This is a genomic window from Bradyrhizobium sp. USDA 4454 (assembly GCF_054822705.1).
Window position 1 is genome coordinate 7,133,341 of record NZ_JBTRCN010000001.1, and the last position, 25,348, is coordinate 7,158,688.

Sequence of the window (25,348 nt, forward strand, 5' to 3'; positions counted from 1 at the left end):
GGAAGACTGTCTCAATTTCGAGGCCATCCCGGCATGGGGATTGCAACGAGGACCTTCGTAAATAAAGGAGGACCTCGGCGCCCAGGGCTCCGAGAATGCTGCAGGCAGGGCCGTCCCCCAGGGGACGTTGAAACGCCCGTCGTCTGAATTTAGGAAAATGCGGCTCGCGGCGGACGAGCGGTGGCCCGGTGGGTGCCGCAACGTCCAAGGTGCGCCAAACAGGGTGAGGCCCCTTACGCAAGGGAGAGGACACATGAGCGGGTCGGAATTCGAGCGCGAAAACATCGTGGCAGGTACGCTGTCGGCGACCGCGGACTCGAAAGCCGCCGAGCCCGCGCGTGAACTTCATACCTGGCGTCCTGACGCCGAAGGCCTGTACGATCCGAGCCTGGAAAAGGACTCCTGCGGCGTCGGCTTCATCGCCAACATCAAGGGCCAGAAGTCGCATCAGATCGTCTCCGACGCGCTGAACATCCTGTGCAACCTCGAGCATCGCGGCGCCGTCGGCGCCGACCCGCGCGCCGGTGACGGCGCCGGCATCCTGGTGCAGATCCCGCACACCTTCTTCGCGCGCAAGACCGCCGAACTCGGCTTCAAGCTGCCGCAGCCCGGCGAATACGCCATCGGCGCGCTGTTCATGCCGCGCGATGCGGCGTGGCGGAACGTGATCAAGAGCATCATCGCCGACGAGATCAAGAACGAGGGCTTCAAGCTGCTCGGCTGGCGCGACGTGCCCAGTGACAATTCCTCGCTCGGCGTCACCGTGAAGCCGACCGAGCCCTACCACATGCAGGTCTTCATCGGCCGCAGCGGCACGGCGAAGAACGAGGACGATTTCGAGCGCCGGCTCTACATCCTGCGCAAGTCGATCTCGCAGGCGATCTACCAGCGCCGCGACCGCGGCATGTCCGGCTACTACGTCTGCTCGATGTCGTGCCGCACCGTGATCTACAAGGGCATGTTCCTGGCCGACCAGCTCGGCAAGTACTATCCCGACCTGCACGAAGCCGACTTCGACAGCGCGCTGGCGCTGGTGCATCAGCGCTTCTCGACCAACACCTTCCCGACCTGGTCGCTGGCGCATCCCTACCGGATGATCGCCCATAACGGCGAAATCAACACGCTGCGCGGCAACGTCAACTGGATGGCGGCGCGGCAGGCATCCGTGCATTCGGAGCTCTACGGCAAGGACATCAGCCGGCTCTGGCCGATCTCCTATGAAGGCCAGAGCGACACCGCCTGCTTCGACAACGCGCTCGAATTCCTGGTGCAGGGCGGTTACTCGCTGCCGCACGCCGTGATGATGATGATTCCGGAAGCGTGGGCCGGCAATCCCTTGATGGACGAGCAGCGCCGCGCGTTCTACGAATATCACGCTGCGCTGATGGAGCCGTGGGACGGCCCGGCCGCGATCGCCTTCACCGACGGCCGCAAGATCGGCGCCACGCTCGACCGCAACGGCCTGCGTCCGGCGCGCTACCTCGTCACCAAGGACGACCGCATCGTGATGGCGTCCGAAATGGGCGTCTTGAAGATTCCGGAGGACCAGATCGTCACCAAGTGGCGGCTGCAGCCCGGCAAGATGCTGCTCGTCGACCTCGAGCAGGGCCGCCTGATTCCCGACGACGAGATCAAGGCCGACCTCGCCAAGAGCCATCCCTACAGCGACTGGCTGCATCGCACCCAGATCCAGCTCGAGGAGCTGCCCGATGCGCCGGCCAAGGGCGTGCGCTCCAACCTGCCGCTGCTCGACCGCCAGCAGGCGTTCGGCTACAGCCAGGAAGACATCAACATCCTGATGACGCCGATGGCGTCGACCGGCGAGGAAGCCGCCGGCTCGATGGGCAACGACACGCCGATCTCGGCGCTGTCGGACAAGCCGAAGCAGCTGTTCACCTACTTCAAGCAGAACTTCGCCCAGGTGACGAACCCGCCGATCGACCCGATCCGCGAGGAAATCGTGATGAGCCTGGTCTCGATCATCGGGCCGCGGCCGAACCTGTTCGACCTGCAGGGCGTCGCCTCGACCAAGCGGCTCGAGGTGCGGCAACCGATCCTGACCGACGCGGACCTGGAGAAGATCCGCTCGATCTCCGACGTCGCCGAGACCCACTTCAAGTCGCGCACGCTCGACACCACCTTCCACGCCGGCTTCGGCGCGGCGGGCATGGAGCAGGTGCTCGACGAGCTCTGCGCGCGCGCCGAGGGCGCGGTGCGCGAGGGTATCAACATCATCATCCTGTCGGACCGCATGACCGGCACCGACCGGATCCCGATCCCCTCGCTCTTGGCCTGCGCCGCCGTGCATCATCACCTGATCCGCACCGGTCTGCGCACCTCGGTCGGCCTTGTCGTGGAGTCAGGCGAGCCGCGCGAAGTGCATCACTTCGCCTGCCTCGCCGGCTACGGCGCCGAAGCGATCAACCCCTATCTCGCGTTCGAAACCATTCTCGCGATGAAGGACCGGCTGCCCGGCGCGCTCGACGACTACGAGATCGTCAAGCGCTACATCAAGTCGATCGGCAAGGGCCTGCTCAAGGTGATGTCCAAGATGGGCATCTCGACCTACCAGTCCTATTGCGGCGCGCAGATCTTCGACGCGGTCGGCCTCAAGGCCGACTTCGTCGCCAAGTATTTCGCCGGCACCCACACGAGGATCGAGGGCGTCGGCCTCGGCGAGATCGCCGAGGAGACCGTGCGGCGCCACACCGACGCGTTCGGTGACGGCCAGATCTACAAGAGCGCGCTCGATGTCGGCGGCGAATATGCCTACCGCACCCGCGGCGAGGATCATGCCTGGACCGCGGAATCGGTCTCGACCTTGCAGCATGCCGTGCGCGGCAACTCGCAGGAGCGCTACCGGGCGTTCGCCAAGATCCTCAACGAGCAGTCCGAGCGTCTGCTGACGCTGCGCGGCCTGTTCCGGATCAAGAGCGCCGAGGACGACAAGCGCAAGCCGGTCAAGCTCGAGGAGGTCGAGCCGGCCAAGGAGATCGTCAAGCGGTTCTCGACCGGCGCGATGTCGTTCGGCTCGATCTCGCGCGAGGCGCACACCACGCTCGCGATCGCGATGAACCGGATCGGCGGCAAGTCGAACACCGGCGAAGGCGGCGAGGAATCCGACCGCTTCAAGCCGCTGCCCAACGGCGACAGCATGCGCTCGGCGATCAAGCAGGTCGCCTCGGGCCGGTTCGGCGTGACGACGGAATATCTCGTCAACTCCGACATGATGCAGATCAAGATGGCGCAGGGAGCCAAGCCCGGCGAAGGCGGCCAGTTGCCCGGCCACAAGGTCGACGCGACGATCGCGCGCGTCCGGCATTCGACGCCGGGCGTCGGCCTGATCTCGCCGCCGCCGCATCACGACATCTACTCGATCGAAGACCTCGCCCAGCTGATCTACGATCTCAAGAACGTCAATCCCGACGGTCAGGTCTCGGTCAAGCTGGTGTCCGAAGTCGGCGTCGGCACGGTTGCCGCCGGCGTCGCCAAGGCGCGCGCCGACCATGTGACCATCGCGGGCTTCGAGGGCGGTACCGGTGCCTCGCCCCTCACCTCGATCAAGCATGCCGGCTCGCCGTGGGAGATCGGTCTGGCCGAGACCCATCAGACGCTGGTGCGCCAGCGGCTGCGCAGCCGCATCGCGGTCCAGGTCGACGGCGGTTTCCGCACCGGCCGTGACGTCGTGATCGGCGCGCTGCTTGGGGCCGACGAGTTCGGCTTCGCCACCGCGCCCTTGATCGCGGCGGGCTGCATCATGATGCGCAAGTGCCACCTCAACACCTGCCCGGTCGGCGTCGCGACCCAGGACCCGGTGCTGCGCAAGCGCTTCACCGGCCAGCCCGAGCACGTCATCAACTACTTCTTCTTCGTCGCCGAGGAAGTCCGCGAGATCATGGCGCAGCTCGGCTACAAGAAGTTCGACGACATGGTCGGCCAAGTCCAGATGCTGGACCAGACCGCGCTGGTCTCGCACTGGAAGGCAAAGGGCCTCGACTTCTCCAAGCTGTTCGTGCGGCAGAAGGAGGAGAAGGGCCAGACGATCTATCACTCGGAGAGCCAGAACCATCATCTGGAAGCCGTGCTCGACCGGCGGCTGATCGAGAAGGCGCAAGCCGCGCTCGATCGCGGCGCGCCGGTCAGGATCGAGGAAGAGATCAACAACAGCGACCGTTCCGCCGGCGCGATGCTGTCGGGCGCGGTGGCCAAGATCTACGGCCATGCCGGCCTGCCGCTCGACACCATCCATGTCAGCCTGAAGGGCACCGCCGGACAGGCGTTCGGCGCCTGGCTCGCCAAGGGCGTCACCTTCGAGCTCGAGGGTGAAGGCAACGACTATGTCGGCAAGGGCCTCTCGGGCGGCTGCATCATCGTCAAGCCGCCGAAGATTTCCGGCATCGTGCCGGAAGAATCGATCATCGTCGGCAACACCGTGATGTACGGCGCGATCGCGGGCGAGTGCTACTTCCGCGGCATCGCCGGCGAGCGCTTCGCGGTGCGCAACTCCGGCGCGGTCGCGGTCGTCGAAGGCGCCGGCGATCATTGCTGCGAATACATGACCGGCGGCATCGTGGTGGTGCTCGGCAAGACCGGGCGCAACTTCGCGGCCGGCATGTCCGGCGGCATCGCCTATGTGCTGGACGAGGCCGGCGACTTCAACAAGCTCTGCAACCTGTCGATGGTCGAGCTGGAGCCCGTGCTGTCGGAGGAGATGATCAACGCCGGCACCTACCACCACTCCGGCGATCTCGAGGCGCATGGCCGGGTCGACGTGTTCCAGAACCTGCTCGACTCCGACGTGGAGCGGCTGCATGTGCTGATCACGCGTCACGCCAAGCTGACGGGCTCGAAGAAGGCGGCAGAGATCCTCGCCAACTGGAAGACCTGGCTGCCCAAGTTCCGCAAGGTGATGCCGGTGGAGTACCGCCGCGCCCTGAAGGAACTGAAGGCCAACGCCGACGCCGAGCCAAAAATCGCGATCGGCGCGTAATATCACCAGGCGTCATTCCGGGGCGCGCGAAACGCGAACCCGGAATCTCGCAAGGCAACTTCTTTGGTCCGGGTCTGCGCCTTCGGCGCATCCCGGAACGACAGAGACAACCACGAACGCATGATGCAGGGGCATCGGGTTTAAATGGGCAAGATCACAGGTTTCCTCGAGATCGAGCGGCACGACCGCAAGTACGAGCCGGTCGCCGAGCGGATCAAGAACTTCAAGGAATTCGTCGTTCCGCTGAGCGAGAAGGACACGCGCGACCAGGCGGCGCGCTGCATGAATTGCGGCATCCCCTATTGCCACGGCACCGGCTCGACCGTGCCGGGCACGCCGGGCTGCCCGGTCAACAACCAGATCCCCGATTTCAACGACCTCGTCTATCAGGGCAACTGGGAAGAAGCCTCGCGGAACCTGCACTCGACCAACAATTTCCCCGAATTCACCGGCCGGATCTGCCCGGCGCCGTGCGAAGCGTCCTGCACGCTCAACGTCGACGACAACCCGGTCACCATCAAGACCATCGAATGCGCGATCGTCGACCGCGCCTGGGACAATGGCTGGGTCAAGCCGGAAGTCGCCGCGCAGAAGACCGGCAAGAAGGTCGCCGTGATCGGCTCCGGCCCTGCCGGCATGGCGTGCGCCCAGCAGCTCGCGCGCGCCGGCCACGAGGTGCATGTCTACGAGAAGTTCGCCAAGGCCGGCGGCCTGCTGCGCTATGGCATTCCCGACTTCAAGATGGAGAAGGGCGTCATCGACCGCCGCGTCGCACAGATGGAAGCCGAAGGCGTCACCTTCCACTACGGCAAGGCCGTCGGCGGAAGCACCTCCGGCGCGATCGACCCGCAGGAGCTTGCCAAGCAGTATGACGCCGTTGCGCTGACCGGCGGCGCGGAAGCCCCGCGCGACCTGCCGATCCCGGGCCGCGATCTTGCCGGCATCCACTTCGCGATGGACTTCCTGCCGCAGCAGAACCGCCGGGTCTCCGGTGAATCGCTGAACGGCGCGGTCGACATCCTCGCCGGAGGCAAGCATGTCGTCGTGATCGGCGGCGGCGACACCGGCTCGGACTGCATCGGCACCTCGTTCCGGCAAGGCGCGCTGTCGGTGACCCAGCTCGAGATCATGCCGGCGCCGCCCGAGCGCGAGAACAAGGGCGTGACCTGGCCGAACTGGCCGCTGAAGATGCGGACCTCGTCGAGCCAGGCCGAAGGCGCGGTGCGCGAATTCGCCGTGCTGACGACCAGGTTCGAAGGCAAGGACGGCAAGGTCACCAAGCTGCATTGCGTCAAGGTCGACGACAAGTTCAAGCCGCTGCCCGGCACCGAGTTCACGCTCGACGCCGAGCTGGTGCTGCTGGCGATGGGCTTCGTCCATCCGGTGCACGAGGGCCTGCTCAAGACCTTGGGCGTCGACCTCGACCAACGCGGCAACGTCCGTGCCTCGCTGCACGACTACCAGACCTCGCGCGCAAAGATCTTCTCTGCCGGCGACATGCGCCGCGGCCAGTCGCTGGTGGTCTGGGCGATCCGCGAAGGCCGCCTGTGCGCGCGCTCGATCGATGCGTTCCTGATGGGGAAGACGGATTTGCCGGGGTAAGCCTCGGCGGTTGCGGGAATCCAAATCCACACACTGAACTGTCATCGCCCGCGAAAGCGGGCGATCCAGTCTTCCAGAGACGTCAGCGCTGGAATCGAAAAGCCGCGGCGTACTGGATGCCCCGCTGGAGCCTGTCATCGGGCTCGCCGAAGGCGAGACCCGGTGGCGCGGCATGACACCTCATGTGGAGTGCGACCTGCTTATTCCGTTCGCTCAGTTCTGCACCCGCACGCCGAGCATCACCACCGTCGACGCCGAGCTCTGTCCGGCCAGGTTGGAATCCAGCCAGTCGCGGCGCAGCGTGCCCTTGATCCAGAGGCTGCGGGTCATCTTGTAGATCAGGTCGCCCGACACCGAGTAGACCGTGTCGTTGCGGTTGTCGCCCTGGTAGTCGAGCGTGCCGTAGGTGAACTTGCCGATGCCGGTCAGCCAGCGACGGAAGTCGTGGTCGACCTCGACGGTGTAGGTGCGCGACAGCACGCCCGAGGTACCGGGCAGCGTGGTCTCGCCGAGCTGGGTGTCGGAATAGAATTTGGCCGTGGTCAGCGGCGTTGCATTCCAGGTCAGCGAGGCGGTGGTCAGCAGGCCCTCGAGTGGGCTAAGCCGCGGGTCGACATAGTCACGCCTGGCATAGCCGATCGAGATTTCGCCGAACAGAATCCGCGTGAATTCGAACGACGTACCGGCCTTGACGTAACCGCCCGAGGAATTGCGCGCGTAGCCGGCGCGGTCGAGATAGAGATCGTGAAAGCGGCTGTCGCCCTGCACCTCCACGAACGGCTTCACCGCCGGATTGAGCTCGTAGCTGACGCGTCCGACGCCGCCATATTGCGTGAAGTTGCGGTCGTCGTTCGACGACGAGGTGCCGTCGGTGAGCTTCGACCATTGGTAATCGGTGCGGTCGACGGTGCCGCCGAGCGAGACCTGCATGCGGTTGAAGTGCTGGTCGATGCCGAAGGTGCCGCCGACCGTGGTGTAGATCGGATATTTGGCGAGGCCGGCCTGCACGTTCGGGCTGCCGGGATTGTCGGTCGAGACCAGCAGGCGGCCCTGCGCCAGAAGATGCGTGTCCTTCGACACATCGAGACGGCCGTCGACATGGCCGGTGAAATTCGGACGGTCGACATCGAGCGGCGCCGACAGCGGCGAGCCGTCGGCGTTCGGCGTCAGCTGCGAGCCGTAGCCGGTGAAGGAGCCGCGCAGATCGGCGACGACGGCGTGGCGCTCCCAGTCCGACATCGCGACGAATTCCGGCGACACCATGTAGAACGCCTTGCCCTGCGGCTGATACAGGCGACCCGGATTGGTGTCGTATCCCGCCATCACCTCGACCGCGGTCTTGACCATGAACGAGCCGGCGTAATCGCCGACCGCGCCGAACGGATCGTCGTCGAGCTTGAGCCGCCTGCGCGGCGGCTGGCCGACGATGGTGCCGGCCATCGCCGGTGGCAGCGGCGGCTTGTTGGCGGCCTCCGACGGCGGGATCGACAGCCGCAACTGCCCGGCCGCGTTCAACGGCGGTGGGGTCGGCACCGGCGAGCCCGGTCCCGGCGGCGGCTTCGGCCTGGCCTGGCCCGGATAATATTTCGGCTTCAGGCGCTTGCGGTTGAGCGAGTCATAGCCCGACGTCGCGGCACCGTTCGCGGCAGGCAGGCCGTAGGTCGGGACCTGCCCGAGGCGCTGCGTCGTCGACGTCGATGACGACGAGCGCCGGGTGGGATCGGCATCCGGCAGCTTCAGGCCGTTGAGCGGATCCATGGCGTCGAGCTGGGTCCGGCGCAGCGGCGAATCCTGGGTGACGACCTGGCTCTGCCGATTCGGGCTGAACAAATCCGGCGTCACGGTCTGGGCGGTGGCGAGGCCACTGGTCGCAGTCAGCAAAAGAGCAGTTAGCAAAGGGCACGGCAAAACCACGCGAACGAGGCGTCCGCGCCGATTTGGGCCGCTTGCTGGCCGCCGCAACACGATGGAATTACCCCAACGAATTCATGCACTTGACGTACGCATTCCACCGGGTGGCGGAAAACGTCGTTAATGGAGTTAAAACAATTATGGTTAATGAGCCGTTGAGGACCGGCGGCCGTGCGTCGCATCGCGGAATCGAACGTGCTAAGGGAGACGCCCGGGTGCAAAAACCCTCCCCTGGAATCCGAAATGGCCAAACCGAAACCGCTGATGACCAAATCATCCGGCCCCGATGACGGCGCCGTTCAGTCGGCGCTCCGCACCCTCGATGCCGAGGCCAGCGGCGTCGCTGCGCTGTCCGCGGCACTCACGTCCGACCTCGGCGCGGCGTTCACGGCGGCGGCCGGGCTGATCCGCAAGGCCAAGGGACGGCTGATCGTCACCGGGCTCGGCAAGTCGGGCCATATCGGCCGCAAGATCGCCGCGACCTTCGCCTCGACCGGCACGCCGGCGTTCTTCGTGCACTCGGCGGAAGCCAGCCACGGCGATCTCGGCATGATCACCGCCGATGACGTGATGCTGGCGCTGTCCTGGTCCGGCGAGCAGCCGGAGATGCGCAACCTGATCGCCTATGCCGCGCGCTTCGGTATTCCGCTGATCGCGATGACCGCCGACAAGGATTCGACGCTGAGCAAGGCCGCCGACGTGCAGCTGACGCTGCCGAAGGCGCGCGAGGCCTGCCCGCACAATCTGGCGCCGACGACGTCCTCGCTGATGATGCTGGCGCTCGGCGATGCCCTGGCGATCGCGCTGCTCGAGGGCCGCGGCTTCACCTCGACCGATTTCAGCGTGCTGCATCCGGGCGGCAAGCTCGGCGCGCTGCTGAAATATGCCCGCGACCTGATGCATAGCGGCGACGCGCTGCCGCTCAAGCCGCTCGGCACCAAGATGTCGGACGCGTTGGTCGAGATGACCTCCAAGGGCTTTGGCTGCGTCGGCATCATCGACCGTCACGGTCATCTCGTCGGCATCGTCACCGATGGCGATCTGCGCCGGCAGATGCGTCCCGAGCTTCTGACCCTGTCGGTCGACGAGGTCATGACCAGGACCCCGAAGACAATCAGCCGCGACACGCTGGCCGGCGAAGCGCTGGAGCTGCTCAACGCCTCGAAGATCACCACGCTGATCGTGACCGATGCCAAGAAGCCGGTCGGCATCATCCATCTGCACGACCTGCTGCGCGCGGGCGTGGCGTAACGGACGCGGTTCGTAGGGTGGGTTAGCGAAGCGTAACCCACCACCTTTGTCGCCGCCAAAATGGTGGGTTACGCCTTCCGCCTTCGCTCGTTGAGCTACGGCGGACGTAGTCGGCTAACCCACCCTACGCTCAATTCGGAAATCTTGCCGCCGTCGCCTCCAGCGGCAGGGCCAGCGCGTTGGCGAGATAAGAGACCGTGCGGTAGAAGCCGCACAGCAGGATGATCTCCAGGATCTGGTCCTCGTCGTAATGCGCCGACAGCGCGGCGAACTCCTCCTCGCTCAGCGTCGCGCGGGCATGCAGCGCGTCGACCGCCGCGATCATCGCCTGCTCGGCCGGCGACCAGCAATCGGCATCGGCCGCACCGTGCACGGTGGCGTGCACCTGCTGCTCGGACAGCCCGGCGGCAGCGCCGAATGCCGCGACATGCACGCCCCATTCATATTCGCATTCATTCAGCCCGCAGGTACGGTCGATCACGATCTCCCGCGCGCGCAGCGGCAGCGGCCCGCGGTCGAGCAGGCTGGCGCCGCGAAATTTTTCCCAGGCGCGCGGATGGGCCGCCATCGTACGGAACAGCAGCAGCGGCGGCTTGCCGCGCATGATGCGGTCGAAATGCTGTTGAACGTCCGCCGCATAGGGCGGATCGAGCGGCGCGATGCGTGACATGGCTCGGTCCCGTTGCTACATTTAATGTAGCGGTACGCTACAATATCTGTAGCAATCGACGCAAGCGGGGATTCGAAAGGGATTCACGGCATGGCGAAACAGGCTCCAGCGACCAAGCCAGGCGTCCGCGGCTCGCGGTCCGGCCGCCCGATCATGGCGCTGCTCGATCTGTTGGGGCGGCGCTGGACCTTGCGCATCTTCTGGGAATTGCGCGACGGCGCCGCTGACCTCGCGCGCGCTGCGCACCGCGTGCGACGAAGCCTCGCCGACGATCTTGCAGACGCGGTTGACCGAGCTGCGCGAGGCGGGCCTCGTCGAGCTGACCGACGATGGTTACGGCCTCACCGTGCTCGGCAGAGAGCTATTCGCCACCTTCACGCCGCTGAACCGCTTCGCCGAGCGCTGGAGCAAGCACGCTGGTAGCTAGACCGCGGCCACCGTCAGGCTGGCGCCGTCGGCGCGGACCACCTTGACCCGGCTGCCGGCCGGCGCATCGGGGCCGGCGACGCGCCACACCGTGTCGTCGATCCGCACCGTGCCCGATCCGTCGACGATCGGCTTCTCCAGCGTGAATTCGCGGCCGACCAGCGCTTCGTTGCGGCGGTTGAGGAACGGGTTGGTCTTGCTCGCCGCGGTCGCCCCCCTGGCAAAATGCCGCCAGGCCGGCACCGCCAGCGCGGCGAACACCGCGAACATCAACAGCTGCGTCTGCCAGGACGGCGTGAAGGCGAACGACAGCAGGCCGACCAGCAGCGCCGCGAGCCCGAGCCAGAACAGGAACACCCCGGGCGCGGCGAGCTCCAGCGCCATCAGGATGAAGCCGAAGATCAGCCAGTTCCAGGTACCCAATGTCGAAAACATCTCGGCCATGACACGACCTCTATCATTGCAGGCGCGACGTCGTCACGCCCTCACCGCTGCGGCGGCACCGGCGGCGGCGCCTGTGGACCGGCCGGCGGCACCGAGCCGCCGCGCCGCGCCGCGGCGCTGGCGGATGCCGCGCTCTCGCCGAAGGTGGCGCGGGCGATCTCGCCGATGCCGGCCAGCGACCCCAGCACGCTCGAGGTCTCGATCGGCAGCATCAGGACCTTCTGGTTCGGCGATTCCGCGAGCTGGCCGAACGCCTTGATGTACTTGTCGGCGATGAAGTAGTTCAGCGCGGCAACGTCACCCTTGGCGATCGATTCCGACACCATCTGGGTCGCCTTGGCCTCGGCCTCGGCGAGCCGCTCGCGCGCCTCGGCGTCGCGGAACGCGGCCTCGCGGCGGCCCTCGGCCTGCAGGATCTGGCCTTGCTTGGCGCCCTCGGCGCGCAGGATCTCCGACTGCCGCTGGCCTTCCGCCTGCAGGATGTCGGCGCGCTTGACGCGCTCGGCCTTCATCTGCCGGCCCATCGCCTCGACGAGGTCGGCCGGCGGCACGATGTCCTTGATCTCGATGCGATTGACCTTGACGCCCCACGGCGACACCGCGGCGTCGACCACCCGCAGCAGCCGCTCGTTGATCTCGTCGCGATGCGACAGCACCTGGTCGAGGTCCATCGAGCCCATCACCGAGCGGATGTTGGTCATGGTCAGCACGGTGATCGCCTGGTTGAGATTGGCGACCTCATAGCTCGCCTTCGCCGCATCGAACACCTGGTAGAACGCGACCCCGTCCACCGTCACGGTGGCGTTGTCCTTGGTGATCACCTCCTGCTCGGGGATGTTGATCACCTGCTCCATCATGTTGATCTTGCGCCCGATGCGATCGAAATAGGGCACGATCAGATTGAGGCCGGGCGACAGCGTGCGGGTGTACTTGCCGAACCGCTCGATGGTCCAGTCAAAGCCCTGCGGCACGGTCTTGATCCCAGCGAACAGCGTAACGATGACGAGAAGAACGAACGCAATCGCGAAAATGTCGAAGCCAGTCATGAAGTCCTCCAGAGCCGGCGAGACCGTCGCCAGGCGCGCTCGTGCATTGGTCGGCACGACCGCGGCGCCGGTTCAGGCCCGGCTGTCGTTCTGCCTAGCACATTGGAAGCTGCTGTCGGACTACCGGATGCAAACGAATAGTCGGCCCTGCTGTCACCGATCGTTAACAATCCGATCCGGCCTTGCTGGACACCGCCTTGCTAAATCCAGGCCTTGTCAGATCCAGCCTTGGAGCTCACGCAGCACGAGCTGGCGGATCACGTCCATGCCGGCGTCGCTGTCGTTGAGACAGGGGACCGCGGCGAACTGCTCGCCGCCATTGTGACGGAATATCTCGGCGTTCTCCTGCGCGATCTCCTCCAGCGTCTCCAGGCAATCGGCGGAGAAGCCCGGCGTGACCACGGCTATGCGCCGCACGCCATCCTTGGCCAGCTTCTCGACTGTCTTGTCGGTATAGGGCTGCAGCCACTCGGCATTGCCGAAGCGCGACTGGAAGGTGAGGATCAGCCGGTTGGGGTCGAGCCCGAGCCGCTTGCGCAGCGCGTCCGTCGTGGCGATGCATTGCGCCTGATAGGGATCGCCCTTGTCGACATAGTCCTTCGGCATGCCGTGGAACGAGGCGACGATGATCTCGGGCTGGAACGGCAGTGTCGCAAGATGCGCATTGATCGAAACCGCGAGCGCCTCGATGTAGTCGGGGTCGTCGTAATAGGGCGGCGTCACCCGCAGGACCGGCTGCGCGCGCATCGCAGCCAGCACGCGAAACGCCTCGTCGCAGACGGTCGCCGACGTCGCCGCGGAATATTGCGGATAGAGCGGCACGACCAGGAGCCGGCTGCAGCCCTGTGCCGCCAGCGCCTCGATCCGCGCCTTCATCGAGGGATTGCCGTAGCGCATCGCCCAGTCGACCACGACATGATCGTGATCGGCGATCGCCTCCGCCAGCTTGGCGGCCTGCGAGCGCGTGATGGTCTTCAGCGGCGACTCGTTCTTCTCGGTGTTCCAGATCTTCAGATAGTCGCGCGCCTTGCGGGCCGGGCGGACGCGCAGGATGATGCCGTTGAGGATCAGCTTCCAGAGCAGGCCCTGATCCTCGATCACGCGCGGATCGGACAGGAATTCCCTGAGATAGACCCGCACACCCGCGGCGTCCGCCGTATCCGGCGTGCCGAGATTGACCAGCAGCACGCCGACGCGCTCCGGCTTCGACGCCGCGGCGGGCTTCGGGCTCTCGAACGGAATCACCGTGCTCATGATGGCCTTGCGCCTAAGGTCCTTTGTCTGGACTTTGGGCTTCGCGCGTTGCACCAACCTTGTCAAGCCGAGTGCCGGTTGGCTACGTTCCCGTCAGTGAATGGGGGGAACCATGACGATCGCCGAATGGTGCGTGTTCGGGACGCTGCTGCTCTCGCTGCTGACGGTCGTATCGGTGAAATGGATCGGCTTCCGAAGTTTCGACAATTCAAGGCCGCGCGATCCCGACTTCTACGACGACCCGATCCGCTCGCGCGCACTCGGCGCCCATCAGAACGGCCTCGAGGCGTTGCCGTTTTTCGCCTTCGCCGTGCTGCTCGCCGAATTCCGCGTCGGCCCGCTGCGGCTGATCGACGAGCTCGCCGTGCTGTTCCTGATCGTGCGGATCGCCTACGTCTTCACCTATATCGGCAACCGCCCGACCCTGCGCTCGATCCTCTGGAGCATCGGCTTCGCCATCAACATCGCGATCTTCGTCCTGCCGGCGATCCCGGGATATCTCGCGCGGTGAGCCCAAACTCAACTCCCTTCCCGTCATCCTGAGGAGCCGCGAAGCGGCGTCTCGAAGGATGCACAGCCGGGCCGGTGGCCGTCGATCCTCCGAGACGGCGCTGACGCGCCTCCTCAGGATCACGGATTACCGGCAGGTACGCGCGGGACCTGTATTTCAAAGACACGTCGCCCGTTCGGCCGCAACATAGCCGAACAACAGCCCGAGCCCGAACAGCAGCACCAGGCCCGCGGCGGCGAATTCCAGGCCGCGCATGATCAGCATGCCGCCGCCGTCGCGCGCCGCACTGAGCCGCTCCGCGACGCCGCGCGCCGACACCGCGACCAGCGCGATCGCCGCCACCGTAATGGCGGTGCCGAGCCCCATCACGAAGGTCGCGGCAATGCCGGCCCAGAACAGACCCTGCGCCAGCGCGAACACCAAGACCAGGATCGCGCCCGAGCAGGGCCGGATCCCGACCGTGAGGATCGCACCGATGCCGCGCCGCCAGCCGCCGGGCCCTTCAAGCTCGGCCGGCGTGGGGCCGTGCGAATGGCCGCAATGCTCGTCATGGACATGGCTCGCATCATGACCGTGATCGAGGCCGTGGTGATGGGCGTGATCGTCGTGCGTGTCATGATCGTGATCATGGCCGTGATGGTGGCGCTGGTGAGCATGGTGGTCGTGATCATGCTGCTGCGCGCCGGCCAGCGCCAGCGCCGGACGCGGCACCTGCAGCGCGCGGACAAAGCCGCCGCCCTTGACCCAGACCAGCCGGGCGCCGAATGCCGCGATCAGCGCGTAGCTTGCGATCTCGATCGCCTTCTCCGCCCCGCACATGGTCTTGGCGGTCGCGTTGAGCAGCCAGGCACAAACGCCCACGATCAGGACGGCGACCAGCGACTGCATCAGCGCCGAGGCGAACGACAGCACGATGCCGCGCCGCGCGGTCTCGCGGTTGGCGACCATATAGGACGAGATCACCGCCTTGCCGTGGCCGGGACCGGCGGCATGGAAAATCCCGTAGCCGAAGGAGATCGCCAGCAGCGTCCAGACCGCCGAGCCGTCGGATTTCGCGGCGCGAATGGCCTGCGAGATCTCGCGGTAAAACTCCGACTGCTTTGCCAGTAGCCAGCCGACGAAGCCGCCCTGCGGCTCCGCGGCACGCGGCGCGCCGAACGGATTTTGCGCCAGCAGCGCATGGATCGCGCCGTCGAGCATCACCACTGCCGCCAGCACGGCGGCCGATACGGCGAAGCCGCGCATCACGCGCGAAACGATCGGCGTCATGGGCAATCCACCGTGATCTTGTTCGCGAACATCATCGCGAAATTGCCGGCATTACCGTCGAGGAAATTCTGCTCGCCGAGCTTCTGCGCGGCGGCGGTGCCGTCGCTGTTCGGCCGCTCGAACTGCATCTTGCAGTCGGCGGCGGCGCCGACCAGCCTGACCGGCTCCTTCTGGGCGAACTGGAAGTCGATGAAATAGGTCGGGTCGAATACTTCGAGCGAGAGCTGCCTGGCCTTGAACGGCGTCTTCACCGGCAAAGTGAAGTGCAGCGTCAGCGCCGAATCCTTGTATTCGAGAAAGTAGTCGACCGGCTCGGTGAACTTCTGCTTCTTGCCGTCGCCCTTGGCGAAGGTGAAGTAGGCGTATTCCTTCAGCGACTCGACATTGGTTTGCGCCAGCGGTGCCAGCTCCTCGCGGCTGAAGGCGCCCTTCACCTTGGTCTCGATGCCCTGCAGCGCATAGGTCGAGAACATGTCATCGAAGGTCCAGGCATGCCGGACGGCGGTGATGGTGCCGTCGGGCGCGTAGATCAGTTCGCTTTTGGCTGTGATCCAGACATGCGGATGGGCCCAGGCTTCCGCCGTGCCGAGCACGACGGACACCGCCAACACGAACCCGGCGATCAGCCGGTGCAGAGACGGCCGCACCTTCAGGCCGCCTCAGGCGTCTCGAGCAGGCCGCGACGGCGCAGCAGCGCGTCCGGCTCGGGTTCGCGGCCGCGGAAGGCGACATAGGCCTCCTCCGGATCGCGCGAGCCGCCCGACGAATAGATGTCGTCATGCAGCCGCTTGGCTGTCGCGGGATCGAAGATGTCGCCGGCCTCCTCGAACGCGCCGAACGCGTCGGCGTCCATCACCTCCGACCACATGTAGCTGTAATAGCCGGAGGCGTAATGGTCGCCGGAGAAGATGTGGCCGAACTGGGTCGGCCGGTGCCGCAGCGAGATTTCGGCGGGCATCCCGATCTTCTCCAGCTCCTTCTGCTCGAAGGCGCGAACGTCCCAGCTCGCCGCCGCCGGCTGGGTGTGGAACTCGAGATCGAGCAGCGCCGAGGAGACGAACTCCACCGTGGCAAAGCCCTGGTTGAACTTGCGCGCAGCGAGGAAGCGCTTGAGCAGATCGTCCGGCAGCGCCTCCCCGGTCTGGTAGTGCCGGGCGAAGCGCTGCAGCACCTCAGGCCGCTCCTGCCAATGCTCGTAGAGCTGCGAGGGCAGCTCGACGAAGTCGGTGAATACCGAGGTCCCCGACAGTGACGGATAGGTCACGTCGGAGAGCATGCCGTGCAGGCCGTGGCCGAACTCGTGGAACAGGGTCCGCGCTTCGTCCGGCGACAGCAGCGCCGGCGCGCCGTCGGCGCCCTTGGCGAAGTTGCAGACATTGATGACCAGCGGCGCGACGCCGCCGTCGAGCTTCTGCTGGTCGCGCAGCGAGGTCATCCAGGCGCCGGAACGCTTCGAGGGCCGCGCGAAGTAGTCGCCATAGAACAACGCCTTGTGCTTGCCGTCGCGGCCCTTGACCTCCCAGACCCGGACATCCGGATGCCAGACCGGGACGTCCTTGCGCTCCTCGAACGTGACGCCGAACAGGCGGGTGGCGCAGTCGAAGGCGGCCTCGATCATGTGGTCGAGCACCAGATAGGGCTTGATCGCGGAATCGTCGAAATTGGCGCGACGCTGGCGCAGCTTCTCGGCGTAGTAGCGCCAGTCCCAGGACGCCAAGGCGAAATTGCCGCCCTCTTCCGCGATCAGTGCCTGCAGCGCGTCGCGGTCGGCGAGCGCCCGGGCCCGCGCCGGCTTCCAGACCCGCTCCAGCAGCCCGCGCACGGCCTCCGGCGTCTTGGCCATGGAATCCTCCAGGCGATAGGCGGCGTAGGTCGGGAAGCCCAGGATCTTGGCGGTCTCCTCGCGCAGTCTGAGGATCTCGACGATGGTCGCGTTGTTGTCGTTGGCGTTGCCATTATCGCCGCGGGCAATGAAGGCCTTGTAGACCTTCTCGCGCAGGTCGCGCCTCTGCGAGCTCTGCAGGAACGGCTCGACCGAGGAGCGCGACAGCGTCACGATTGCCTTGCCCGGCATGCCGCGCTCCTCCGCCGCTACCTTGGCGGCCGCCACAAACGTGTCGGAGAGGCCGGCGCGGTCGCCCTCGCCGAGCTCCATGAACCACTCCTGCTCATCACCGAGCAGATGATGGCTGAACGTGGTGCCGAGATGGGCGAGGCGCTCGTTGATCTCCGCCATGCGTGCTTTTGCGGCCTCGTCGAGCCCGGCGCCGGCGCGGCGGAAGCGGGTGTAGGTGCGCTCCAGGAGCCGCATCTGCTCGCCGGTCAGGCCGAGCGAGGCGCGCTTCTCATGCAGCATGGCGATGCGGCCAAACAGCACAGCGTTCATCATGATCGGATTCCAGTGCCGCGCCATCCGGGGCGAGACCTCCTTGTCGATCTCCAGGATCGCCGGGTTGGAATGGGCCGAGACCAGGTCGTAGAACACCGCCGAGACCTTCGACAGCAGCTTGCCGGAGCGCTCCAGCGCCGTGATGGTGTTGTCGAAGTCGGGCAGCGCCGGATCGTGGGTGATCGCAGCCACTTCGGCCGAATGGTCGGCGAAGGCCTGCTCGAAGGCGGGCAGGAAATGCTCCGGCTTGATCTCGGCGAAAGGCGGCGTCTCGAGCGGCGTCTGCCACGCCTTCAGGAGGGGGTTGGCAAGAACCTGAGTCTTGGCTTCTGCGCTGGTCTCTGACATCGAAAATCCCGTTTTTCGCCTTGAAAATGCGGCCCAATCTATATCACGCGATACGGCATTTTTGGGCCTTTTGCGCTTGATAGATGGGCTCTTTTCGGAGAGATTGCGCCCCCTGAACAGGACCTATTTCATGAGCATGCAGCCCACCGCCTCCGGCAACCGCACCATCGCCTGGCCGAGCGTCATCACCGTCATTTCGGCGGCGATCCTGATCGGCGCGGAAGTGTTCGGCGCGGCGTTCGCCGGCGGCTGGGCGCTCGCGATCCTGTTCGGGCTCGACGATACTGGTGCGCACATCCTGCAGGCCGTGCTGTTCGGCATCGGCGTCCTGATCATGATCGCCTTCATTCGAGCGGCGCAGCGCGTCGAGCCGTTCACGCGTCGCGCGTGAGCCTCGTGCGATTCAAAAAAACACTGCGGCACAGGGCTAAAACGCACGCGCTTCGTTAGTCATTCTTAACAGCCGTTCATCTTCAACACGGGCTACGCGCGAGATCGCAAGCACGCGTTAGGGAAATTTGCCGCTATCGCAAAAAAATTCTTGCGCCGCGAAGTCAAAAGACTTATTTCCTGCCTTGCCCAATTTCGCACGTGCCTGTGGTCGTGTGTCAGTCGGTAGGTATCCGGACAAGAGGCCGGACAGCCGCCAAGGGGTGGAAGAACCGAGGGTCGCTTATGTCCGAGAGGACACCAGGCGGCCAGCATCTCTCTCCAGGGATGCCGCGTTGAAGGTCTCGCCACTCTTTGCAACCGTGACTGGCAGCCGGAGGCGAACCGGCGCACCCCGCTCTCAACGGGGGACGCGACTTAAAGCAACGACGGATCGGGCTTTTTTGGTCTCTACCGGCATTCCAACGCCGGCGCGGGCTACTGAAAAGGCTTGTCCTTCATTGCCAGGTGTGCGGGCGGGAATCTCTCCCAACCAATCCACGGCAGCACAGTCTGGTTTGAGTTTTTCGGCTTTGTTGCGCCTCCATCGCGCGATGTGGCCGCAGCGCTCTTATCCGACGTCACGTTGATACGGATCCCGTCGCTGGGGCCGTTGGAGAGTGCCATGACTGAACGTATCCAGGAATTCCTGCGCAACCGCCGCAGCGAAGGTCTCGACACCGAGCCGTGCCTCGTCGTCGACCTCGAGGTCGTGCGCGACAACTACCAGACCTTCGCCAAGGCGCTGCCGGACAGCCGCGTGTTCTACGCGGTCAAGGCCAACCCGGCGCCCGAAGTGCTCTCCCTGCTCGCCTCGCTCGGCTCCTGTTTCGACACCGCAACAGTCGCGGAGATCGAAATGGCGCTGGCCGCCGGTGCGACGCCGGACCGCATCTCCTATGGCAACACGATCAAGAAGGAGCGCGACATCGCGCGTGCCTTCGCGCTCGGCATTCGCCTGTTCGCGGTCGATTGCGCCGCCGAGGTCGAGAAGGTCGCCCGCGCCGCTCCCGGCGCCAAGGTGTTCTGCCGTATCCTCTATGATTGCGCCGGCGCCGAGTGGCCGCTGTCGCGCAAGTTCGGCTGCGACCCGGAGATGGCGGTCGAGGTGCTCGACCTCGCCAAGCGCCTCGGGCTGGAACCGTGCGGCATCTCGTTCCATGTCGGCTCGCAGCAGCGCAAGGTGAAGGCGTGGGACCGCGCGCTCGCGATGGCGTCGACCGTGTTCCGCGACTGCGCCGAGCGCGGCATCAACCTCACCATGGTCAACATGGGCGGTGGCTTCCCGACCAAGTATCTCAAGGACGTTCCGCCGGTGCTGCAATATGGCCGGTCGATCTTCCGCGCACTGCGCAAGCATTTCGGCAACCAGATCCCGGAGACGATCATCGAGCCGGGTCGCGGCATGGTCGGCAATGCCGGAATCATCGAGACCGAAGTCGTTCTGATCTCGAAGAAGAGCGACGAGGACGAGGTGCGCTGGGTCTATCTCGACATCGGCAAGTTCGGCGGTCTCGCTGAGACGATGGACGAGTCGATCCGCTACGCCATCCGCACCCCGCATGACGGGGCCGACATGACACCGTGCGTGCTCGCGGGCCCGACCTGCGACTCTGCCGACGTGCTGTACGAGAAGCTGCCGTATCCGCTTCCGGTGACGCTCGAGATCGGCGACAAGCTGCTGATCGAAGGCACCGGGGCCTATACGTCGACCTACTCGTCGGTGGCCTTCAACGGCATTCCGCCGCTCCGAACCTATCACATCTGACCTAGCCTCTTATTCGAGGCCTGAACCGGGAGCCGGCTCCGCCGGCTCCTCTCCGAACCATTTTTGAAGTTTCGAACGAAGCTTGCCGCGGCGTACGACCAGCCGTTGCGAGCGAGGACTGACGTGCCATGACTGCAAAACGGAACACCCCCGTTGCCTTCATCCGAAATGCGGCTCCGTTCGCGATCCGTGCGGAGCGGGCTTCGGACGTCGTCGCGCGCGAAGCGCTGCTGGATGCCTGCTTTGGCGACAACCGCCATACGCGCACCTGCCAGCGCCTGCGCGACGGACGCGCGCCCGCCCAAGGCCTGAGCCTTGCGGCCGTGCGCCAGGACGGCCGGCTGGTTGGAACCGTGCGGCTGTGGCACGTCAGCGCGGGGGGCCGCAGCGCGCTGATGCTGGGGCCGCTGGCAGTCGATGACGACTGCCGCGGCCTCGGCGTCGGCGCCGCGCTGATGCAGCGCGCGCTGGCCGTGGCGAAGGCCCGCGGCCATGGCGCTGTGATCCTGCTTGGCGACGCGCCCTACTATGCCCGTTACGGCTTCACCGCCGCCAGGACCGGCGAATTGTCGCTGCCCGGCGCGTTCGAGCGCGAGCGGCTGCTCGGCCTCGAGCTGGTCGAGGGTGCGCTGGACGGCGCCTGGGGCATGATCACGCCGACCGGCGCGCCGCTGCCCAAGAGCCTGCCCAAGAGCAAGGCATCAGAGCGCAAGGCATCGGAGAGCAAGGCAGCCCGGACCCGCAAGGCACCGCTCGCCGTGCCGCACGCGGCGTAAGGCGGGCGGCCATGGCAGAGAACCTTCCCGCAATCGACGGCGCGCGCCCGCGTTGGCGCGGCCTCGTCACCACCGCGATGCTGATCCTGATCGCGGTCATGATCGTCAGGGACATCCTGATCAGGCGCTGGACCGGCGCGCCGCCGTCGCCGCCGGACACCACGCAGCAGTCCCACTAACCACCGGCCGCAGGGCCGAAATCCAGCACCGAATCCAAGGCCCGAATCCAAGGGGTTGCGCGGGCGGCAAAAATGCCCGTAAACCCCGCGCAAAGCCTTTTTCCGTCGAGGTCCAGCATGCCCCGTCGCCTGATTTCCACCGGCTCGCCCTTTGAGAAGAGTGCCGGCTACAGCCGTGCCGTGATTGACGGCGACTTCGCCTTCGTCGCCGGAACCACCGGCTACGACTACGCCACGATGACCATGCCTGATGATGTCACGAGCCAGTCACGGAACTGCTTCAAGACCATCGAGGCCGCCCTCAAGGAAGGCGGCTTCGCGATGGCCGACATCGTGCGTGCGACCTACTACCTCACCGACGTCAACGACGCGGACGCCCATTTCGCGGTCTGCGGCGAAGTCCTTGGCGACATCCGCCCGGCCGCAACGATGCTGATCGTCGCGGGGCTCTTGAAGCCCGAGATGAAGGTCGAGATCGAAGTCACCGCAAAGCGACGCAACCCCTGATTCACTCTACCCGCCGCTCGGCGCTCTCCTGGAGAAAATGATGAGCCCCTCCTCGCAGATCTACGCGAAAATCACCGGCCCCATTGTCATGATCGGCTTCGGCTCGATCGGCAAAGGCACGCTGCCGATGATCGAGCGGCATCTCGATTACGACAAGTCGCGCGTCACCGTGATCGACCCCAAGGACGAGGGCCGCAAGGCACATTGCGAGAAGCAGAACGTCAAGTTCATCCAAAAGGCCGTGACCAAGGACAATTATCGCGAGTTGCTGACGCCGCTGCTCACGGAAGGCGGCGGCCAGGGTTTTTGCGTCAATCTCTCGGTCGATACCGGTTCGACCGACATCATGGAGCTCTGCAACGAACTCGGCGCGCTCTATATCGACACCGTCAACGAGCCCTGGCTCGGTTTCTACTTCGATCCCTCGAAGGGCCCGGAAGCGCGCTCCAACTACGCGCTGCGCGAAGTGACGCTGGCCGCCAAGAAGGCGCGCCCGGCGGGTTCGACCACAGCGGTGTCCTGCTGCGGCGCCAATCCCGGCATGGTGTCGTTTTTCGTCAAGCAGGCGCTGCTCAATGTCGCCGCCGATCTGAAGCTCAATGCCCCCCGGCCGAAGACCAAGGCCGAATGGGCTGACCTGATGCGGCAGGCCGGCGTCAAGGGCATCCACATCGCCGAACGCGACACCCAGCGTTCCAAGTCGCCGAAGGAGCCGGACGTCTTCGTCAACACCTGGTCGGTGGAAGGCTTCCTGTCGGAAGGCATGCAGCCGTCCGAACTCGGCTGGGGCACCCATGAGAAATGGATGCCCGAGAATGCGCGGACCCATGAGGTCGGCTGCGGCGCGGCGATCTATCTGATGCAGCCCGGCGCCAACACGCGCGTGCGCACCTGGTGCCCGACCCGCGGCGCGCAGTACGGCTTCCTCGTCACTCACAACGAGTCGATCTCGATCGCCGATTACTTCACGGTGCGCGACGCATCGGGCAAGGCGATCTACCGGCCGACCTGCCACTATGCCTATCATCCATGCGACGACGCCGTGCTGTCGCTGCACGAGATGTTCGGCCGCGCCGCGAAGATGCAGGAGAAGCACCACATCCTCGACGAGAACGAGATCGTCGACGGCATCGATGAGCTCGGCGTGCTGCTGTTCGGCCACGACAACAATGCCTACTGGTACGGCTCGCAGCTCTCGATCGAAGAGACCCGCGCCCTCGCGCCCTATCAGAACGCCACCGGCCTGCAGGTGACCTCCGCCGTGCTCGCCGGCATGGTGTGGGCGCTGGAGAATCCGAACGAGGGCATCGTCGAGGCCGACGAGATGGATTTCGATCGCCTGCTGGAAATCCAGCTGCCGTATCTGGGCCCGGTGAAGGGTTTCTACACCGATTGGACCCCGCTGACGGATCGTCCGGGACTGTTCCCGGAAGATATCGACACCAGCGATCCCTGGCAGTTCAAGAATATCCTGGTGTGCTGACCCGAAGTCATCCCGGGATGCGCGCTTCGGCGCGCAGACCTGGGATGTCGAGATTGTTGCGCGTCACCTCGCCATGTAGTCGAACGCCACCGAGCCGAGGCCGAGCGTCAGATCCGCCTTGTAGTGCAGCGCCGAGACCACTTCGCGCACCGGCAGGCGGGCGACGTCGCATAGCGCGTGCGGAAACAGCCCGAGCGCGGCGGGGCCGGTCCAGGCCTCCTTCAGCACGATATCGTCGAGGTGAAAGCGCACCAGCTCGCAGATCCGCGGGCTGCCGTCGACATGCGGGATGATCTTCAGGATGAAGTTCGGCGCCTTCATCGAATTCAGCACCGTGTCGTGATCGACCTTGCGGTACTTGTAGCCCATGGTGGCGGAGGCGCAGAGCACCGAGCCGTAATGCAGCGAGCCGACCAGGACATCGCTCTCGACCGCGATCTTGGGCCGCGCCAGCTTCTTCGGAAATCCCCACAGCTCGCGGCCGCCGGCGATCGGGGCCTCGTCGTCGAGATACATCGCGTGGGTATAGGCGCCGAGCTCACCCTTGAAGCGGACGGGGATCACCTGCCCGGTCTCGGTATAGTCGCCGAAGCCGGTCGAGTCCGGCATGCGGATGAACTCGTACTTCACGACGGGCTCGGCAACCTCGAGCGGCTCCGGCACCACGGCCGCGAGTGCTTCCGGGTCGGTCTTGTAGGTGATGATGAAATATTCGCGGTCGAAGAACCGGTACGGCCCCGGCGGGAACGACGGGTTGGTGAGCGGCATCGAATAGGCGGTGCGCCGGACGTCCTCGATCTTCATGGAAGGCCCCCTCTGTCGTTGGCAAGACGACGGGGATTATGGCGGGCGGGGATGACGGAGGCGAGACCGTATAATCGGCAGTATCAGTCAAATGCGCGTCACATGCGCCGACCGGAGAGCCTATTTCTTCTCGATCGGCGGCGCGGTTTTCTCGGCGGGCGCCGGCGGCAGCACCGGCTTGGCACCGGCTTTCTGCGCCTCGTCGTCGGGGCGGGCCGGCTGCGGCGCAGGGGTGGTCGGCCGCTCGCCGCCGGGCTTCGACTCGGCCGGAGTGGTGGTCTTGTGCGGCTCTGGCGTTGGCGTCGTCTGCAGCGGCTGGGTCGCCTGCGCCATCTCCTGCGGCGGGGCGGCGTTGATCGCGTGCAGCGACAGCGCCGCGATCGCGACGCCCGCCGCGACCAATGTCGAGGCGATCAGCACGTCATTCCGCAGCTTGGTCCGATCCACAGCCATCCCGTTCACCCCGCATCATGTCAGCGAGGTCAACGATCCGGCCGACGCATGGTTCCTGCGCGCACCGCCTCCGGGAACTCAATCCGTGGTGCTGATCTCCCAGGTCGCGTGCCGCACCCCGGGCAGATGCTGCAGGTCGACCACCACGGCATTCAGCTCGTTGGGTTCGACCGCGGTCGAGACCAGCTCGGCTACGATCTCGAGGAAGTCGTCGCCGGCCTCGACCACGTTGACATCCGCGACCGGATAGTTCGCAGCCTCGAGCTTCTCGACCAGGCGATCGCGCATGTCGGGCAGCGCCTCGGGGGTAACCGCGAGCTTGAAGTAGTAGGTCGCCTCCAGCGCCTTCTCGTTGAGCGGGATGCGGTTGATGGCGTTGACCAGCGGACGCAACAGCGTGTTGCCGGCGATCACGAACACGGTCAGCGCCGCGGCCTGCGCCACCAGATCGGCGCCGGCGCAGGAGCCGACCGCGGCGGAAGCCCACAGCGTCGCCGCGGTGTTGAGACCGCGCACATCCATGCCCTGCTTCATGATAACGCCGGCGCCGAGGAAGCCGATCCCCGACACCACATAGGCGATCACCCGCACTGCGCCGTCGGCGCCCGCCAGATGCATCGCGAGGTCGACGAAGGCGGCCGCCCCGACCGCGACCAGCACATTGGTGCGCAGACCCGCGGTGCGCTGCCGGTACTGCCGCTCGGCCCCGATCAGCGTGCCGAGCACGAAGGCTGACGTCAGGCTGACCAGCGTGTCGAGGAAGTCTGCGAGCTGGAATGTCGTGAGGAATCGCATGGCACCTGCCCGGCTCTTCATTTGACGCGTTTTCTTCACGCGA

The 25,348-nt window shown here is 65.7% G+C and carries 23 protein-coding genes and 1 pseudogene; 11 read left to right on the forward strand and 13 right to left on the reverse strand.

What is annotated here, in order from left to right:
* The first annotated feature begins 253 nt into the window (after positions 1-253).
* Positions 254-4,990 (forward strand): glutamate synthase large subunit, encoded by a 4,737-nt coding sequence (gene gltB / locus ACVIW0_RS33200; RefSeq protein WP_461356196.1) that lies wholly within the window; start codon positions 254-256, stop codon positions 4,988-4,990.
* A gap of 144 nt (positions 4,991-5,134) precedes the next feature.
* Complete coding sequence (locus ACVIW0_RS33205; protein ID WP_461356197.1) at positions 5,135-6,592, forward strand: glutamate synthase subunit beta; 1,458 nt, start codon at positions 5,135-5,137, stop codon at positions 6,590-6,592.
* 213 nt (positions 6,593-6,805) lie between these two features.
* Here ACVIW0_RS33205 and ACVIW0_RS33210 read toward each other — a convergent pair whose 3' ends face one another.
* Entirely contained in the window at positions 6,806-8,506 is a 1,701-nt protein-coding gene (locus ACVIW0_RS33210) for an outer membrane beta-barrel protein (RefSeq protein WP_461356198.1), read from the reverse strand.
* A 240-nt stretch (positions 8,507-8,746) separates the two neighbouring features.
* On the opposite strand from ACVIW0_RS33210, the gene ACVIW0_RS33215 reads away from it, so the two are divergent.
* Positions 8,747-9,754: a KpsF/GutQ family sugar-phosphate isomerase gene (locus tag ACVIW0_RS33215; protein WP_461356199.1), complete on the forward strand. Its 1,008-nt coding sequence runs from the start codon at positions 8,747-8,749 to the stop codon at positions 9,752-9,754.
* A 130-nt stretch (positions 9,755-9,884) separates the two neighbouring features.
* On the opposite strand, the gene ACVIW0_RS33220 is transcribed toward ACVIW0_RS33215, so the two are convergent.
* Positions 9,885-10,424 carry a carboxymuconolactone decarboxylase family protein gene (locus ACVIW0_RS33220; protein WP_461356200.1) on the reverse strand — a complete coding sequence of 180 codons (540 nt, stop codon included), beginning with the start codon at positions 10,422-10,424 and terminating at the stop codon, positions 9,885-9,887.
* A 90-nt stretch (positions 10,425-10,514) separates the two neighbouring features.
* Here ACVIW0_RS33220 and ACVIW0_RS33225 point away from each other — a divergent pair.
* Positions 10,515-10,851, forward strand: a pseudogene (locus ACVIW0_RS33225) (winged helix-turn-helix transcriptional regulator).
* Here the strand turns inward: ACVIW0_RS33225 and ACVIW0_RS33230 are convergent.
* The 3 genes from ACVIW0_RS33230 to hemH all read right to left on the reverse strand — a co-directional run bounded on the left by ACVIW0_RS33230 (position 10,848) and on the right by hemH (position 13,594).
* A complete protein-coding gene (locus ACVIW0_RS33230) occupies positions 10,848-11,294 on the reverse strand; it encodes an NfeD family protein (protein ID WP_461356201.1) in 447 nt (148 codons plus the stop codon). The pseudogene ACVIW0_RS33225 and the gene ACVIW0_RS33230 overlap by 4 nt on opposite strands.
* A 41-nt stretch (positions 11,295-11,335) precedes the next feature.
* Positions 11,336-12,340, reverse strand: a complete 1,005-nt coding sequence (locus tag ACVIW0_RS33235) for an SPFH domain-containing protein (protein WP_461356202.1) — start codon at positions 12,338-12,340, stop codon at positions 11,336-11,338.
* A gap of 216 nt (positions 12,341-12,556) precedes the next feature.
* Positions 12,557-13,594, reverse strand: a complete 1,038-nt coding sequence (gene hemH / locus ACVIW0_RS33240; protein ID WP_461356203.1) for a ferrochelatase — start codon at positions 13,592-13,594, stop codon at positions 12,557-12,559.
* Between the two features lie 112 nt (positions 13,595-13,706).
* On the opposite strand from hemH, the gene ACVIW0_RS33245 reads away from it, so the two are divergent.
* A complete protein-coding gene (locus tag ACVIW0_RS33245; RefSeq protein ID WP_461356204.1) occupies positions 13,707-14,105 on the forward strand; it encodes an MAPEG family protein in 399 nt (132 codons plus the stop codon).
* A gap of 156 nt (positions 14,106-14,261) precedes the next feature.
* Here ACVIW0_RS33245 and ACVIW0_RS33250 read toward each other — a convergent pair whose 3' ends face one another.
* The 3 genes from ACVIW0_RS33250 to ACVIW0_RS33260 are packed head-to-tail and all read right to left on the reverse strand — an operon-like array spanning position 14,262 to position 18,111.
* On the reverse strand, positions 14,262-15,374 hold the full coding sequence (locus ACVIW0_RS33250; RefSeq protein ID WP_461356205.1) for a nickel/cobalt transporter: 1,113 nt from the start codon (positions 15,372-15,374) through the stop codon (positions 14,262-14,264).
* Positions 15,371-16,009 carry a DUF1007 family protein gene (locus ACVIW0_RS33255; protein ID WP_461357494.1) on the reverse strand — a complete coding sequence of 213 codons (639 nt, stop codon included), beginning with the start codon at positions 16,007-16,009 and terminating at the stop codon, positions 15,371-15,373. The genes ACVIW0_RS33250 and ACVIW0_RS33255 overlap by 4 nt, the downstream gene beginning before the upstream one ends.
* 14 nt (positions 16,010-16,023) lie before the next feature.
* The gene (locus ACVIW0_RS33260) at positions 16,024-18,111 is read right to left on the reverse strand and encodes a M3 family metallopeptidase (protein WP_461356206.1); all 2,088 of its coding nucleotides are present in this window, start codon (positions 18,109-18,111) and stop codon (positions 16,024-16,026) included.
* Between the two features lie 130 nt (positions 18,112-18,241).
* Between ACVIW0_RS33260 and ACVIW0_RS33265 the strand changes: the two genes are divergently transcribed.
* A complete protein-coding gene (locus ACVIW0_RS33265; protein WP_461356207.1) occupies positions 18,242-18,502 on the forward strand; it encodes a hypothetical protein in 261 nt (86 codons plus the stop codon).
* A gap of 476 nt (positions 18,503-18,978) precedes the next feature.
* On the opposite strand, the gene ACVIW0_RS33270 is transcribed toward ACVIW0_RS33265, so the two are convergent.
* Complete coding sequence (locus ACVIW0_RS33270; RefSeq protein ID WP_461356208.1) at positions 18,979-19,167, reverse strand: hypothetical protein; 189 nt, start codon at positions 19,165-19,167, stop codon at positions 18,979-18,981.
* Here ACVIW0_RS33270 and ACVIW0_RS33275 point away from each other — a divergent pair.
* From ACVIW0_RS33275 to ACVIW0_RS33285, 3 genes are all read left to right on the forward strand, one after another.
* Positions 19,166-20,308 (forward strand): type III PLP-dependent enzyme, encoded by a 1,143-nt coding sequence (locus ACVIW0_RS33275; protein WP_212012023.1) that lies wholly within the window; start codon positions 19,166-19,168, stop codon positions 20,306-20,308. The two genes, ACVIW0_RS33270 and ACVIW0_RS33275, sit on opposite strands and share 2 nt — an antisense overlap.
* 128 nt (positions 20,309-20,436) lie before the next feature.
* Positions 20,437-21,084: a GNAT family N-acetyltransferase gene (locus tag ACVIW0_RS33280; protein ID WP_461356209.1), complete on the forward strand. Its 648-nt coding sequence runs from the start codon at positions 20,437-20,439 to the stop codon at positions 21,082-21,084.
* An 11-nt stretch (positions 21,085-21,095) separates the two neighbouring features.
* Positions 21,096-21,263, forward strand: coding sequence for a hypothetical protein (locus ACVIW0_RS33285; RefSeq protein ID WP_461356210.1), 168 nt, complete (start codon positions 21,096-21,098; stop codon positions 21,261-21,263).
* On the opposite strand, the gene ACVIW0_RS33290 is transcribed toward ACVIW0_RS33285, so the two are convergent.
* Positions 21,260-21,382, reverse strand: a complete 123-nt coding sequence (locus ACVIW0_RS33290; protein WP_461356211.1) for a hypothetical protein — start codon at positions 21,380-21,382, stop codon at positions 21,260-21,262. The genes ACVIW0_RS33285 and ACVIW0_RS33290 overlap by 4 nt on opposite strands.
* Here ACVIW0_RS33290 and ACVIW0_RS33295 point away from each other — a divergent pair.
* Together ACVIW0_RS33295 and ACVIW0_RS33300 are read left to right on the forward strand one after the other, a co-directional pair.
* A complete protein-coding gene (locus ACVIW0_RS33295) occupies positions 21,381-21,770 on the forward strand; it encodes a RidA family protein (protein ID WP_461356212.1) in 390 nt (129 codons plus the stop codon). The two genes, ACVIW0_RS33290 and ACVIW0_RS33295, sit on opposite strands and share 2 nt — an antisense overlap.
* A gap of 40 nt (positions 21,771-21,810) precedes the next feature.
* Positions 21,811-23,253: a homospermidine synthase gene (locus ACVIW0_RS33300; RefSeq protein ID WP_461356213.1), complete on the forward strand. Its 1,443-nt coding sequence runs from the start codon at positions 21,811-21,813 to the stop codon at positions 23,251-23,253.
* 63 nt (positions 23,254-23,316) lie between these two features.
* Here the strand turns inward: ACVIW0_RS33300 and ACVIW0_RS33305 are convergent, their stop codons facing one another.
* The 3 genes from ACVIW0_RS33305 to ACVIW0_RS33315 all read right to left on the reverse strand — a co-directional run bounded on the left by ACVIW0_RS33305 (position 23,317) and on the right by ACVIW0_RS33315 (position 25,305).
* Positions 23,317-24,057, reverse strand: a complete 741-nt coding sequence (locus tag ACVIW0_RS33305) for an acetoacetate decarboxylase (RefSeq protein WP_461356214.1) — start codon at positions 24,055-24,057, stop codon at positions 23,317-23,319.
* Positions 24,058-24,177: 120 nt separating this feature from the next.
* Positions 24,178-24,510 (reverse strand): hypothetical protein, encoded by a 333-nt coding sequence (locus ACVIW0_RS33310; RefSeq protein WP_461356215.1) that lies wholly within the window; start codon positions 24,508-24,510, stop codon positions 24,178-24,180.
* A 78-nt stretch (positions 24,511-24,588) separates the two neighbouring features.
* Positions 24,589-25,305 carry an MgtC/SapB family protein gene (locus ACVIW0_RS33315; protein WP_461356216.1) on the reverse strand — a complete coding sequence of 239 codons (717 nt, stop codon included), beginning with the start codon at positions 25,303-25,305 and terminating at the stop codon, positions 24,589-24,591.
* Positions 25,306-25,348: the final 43 nt, after the last annotated feature.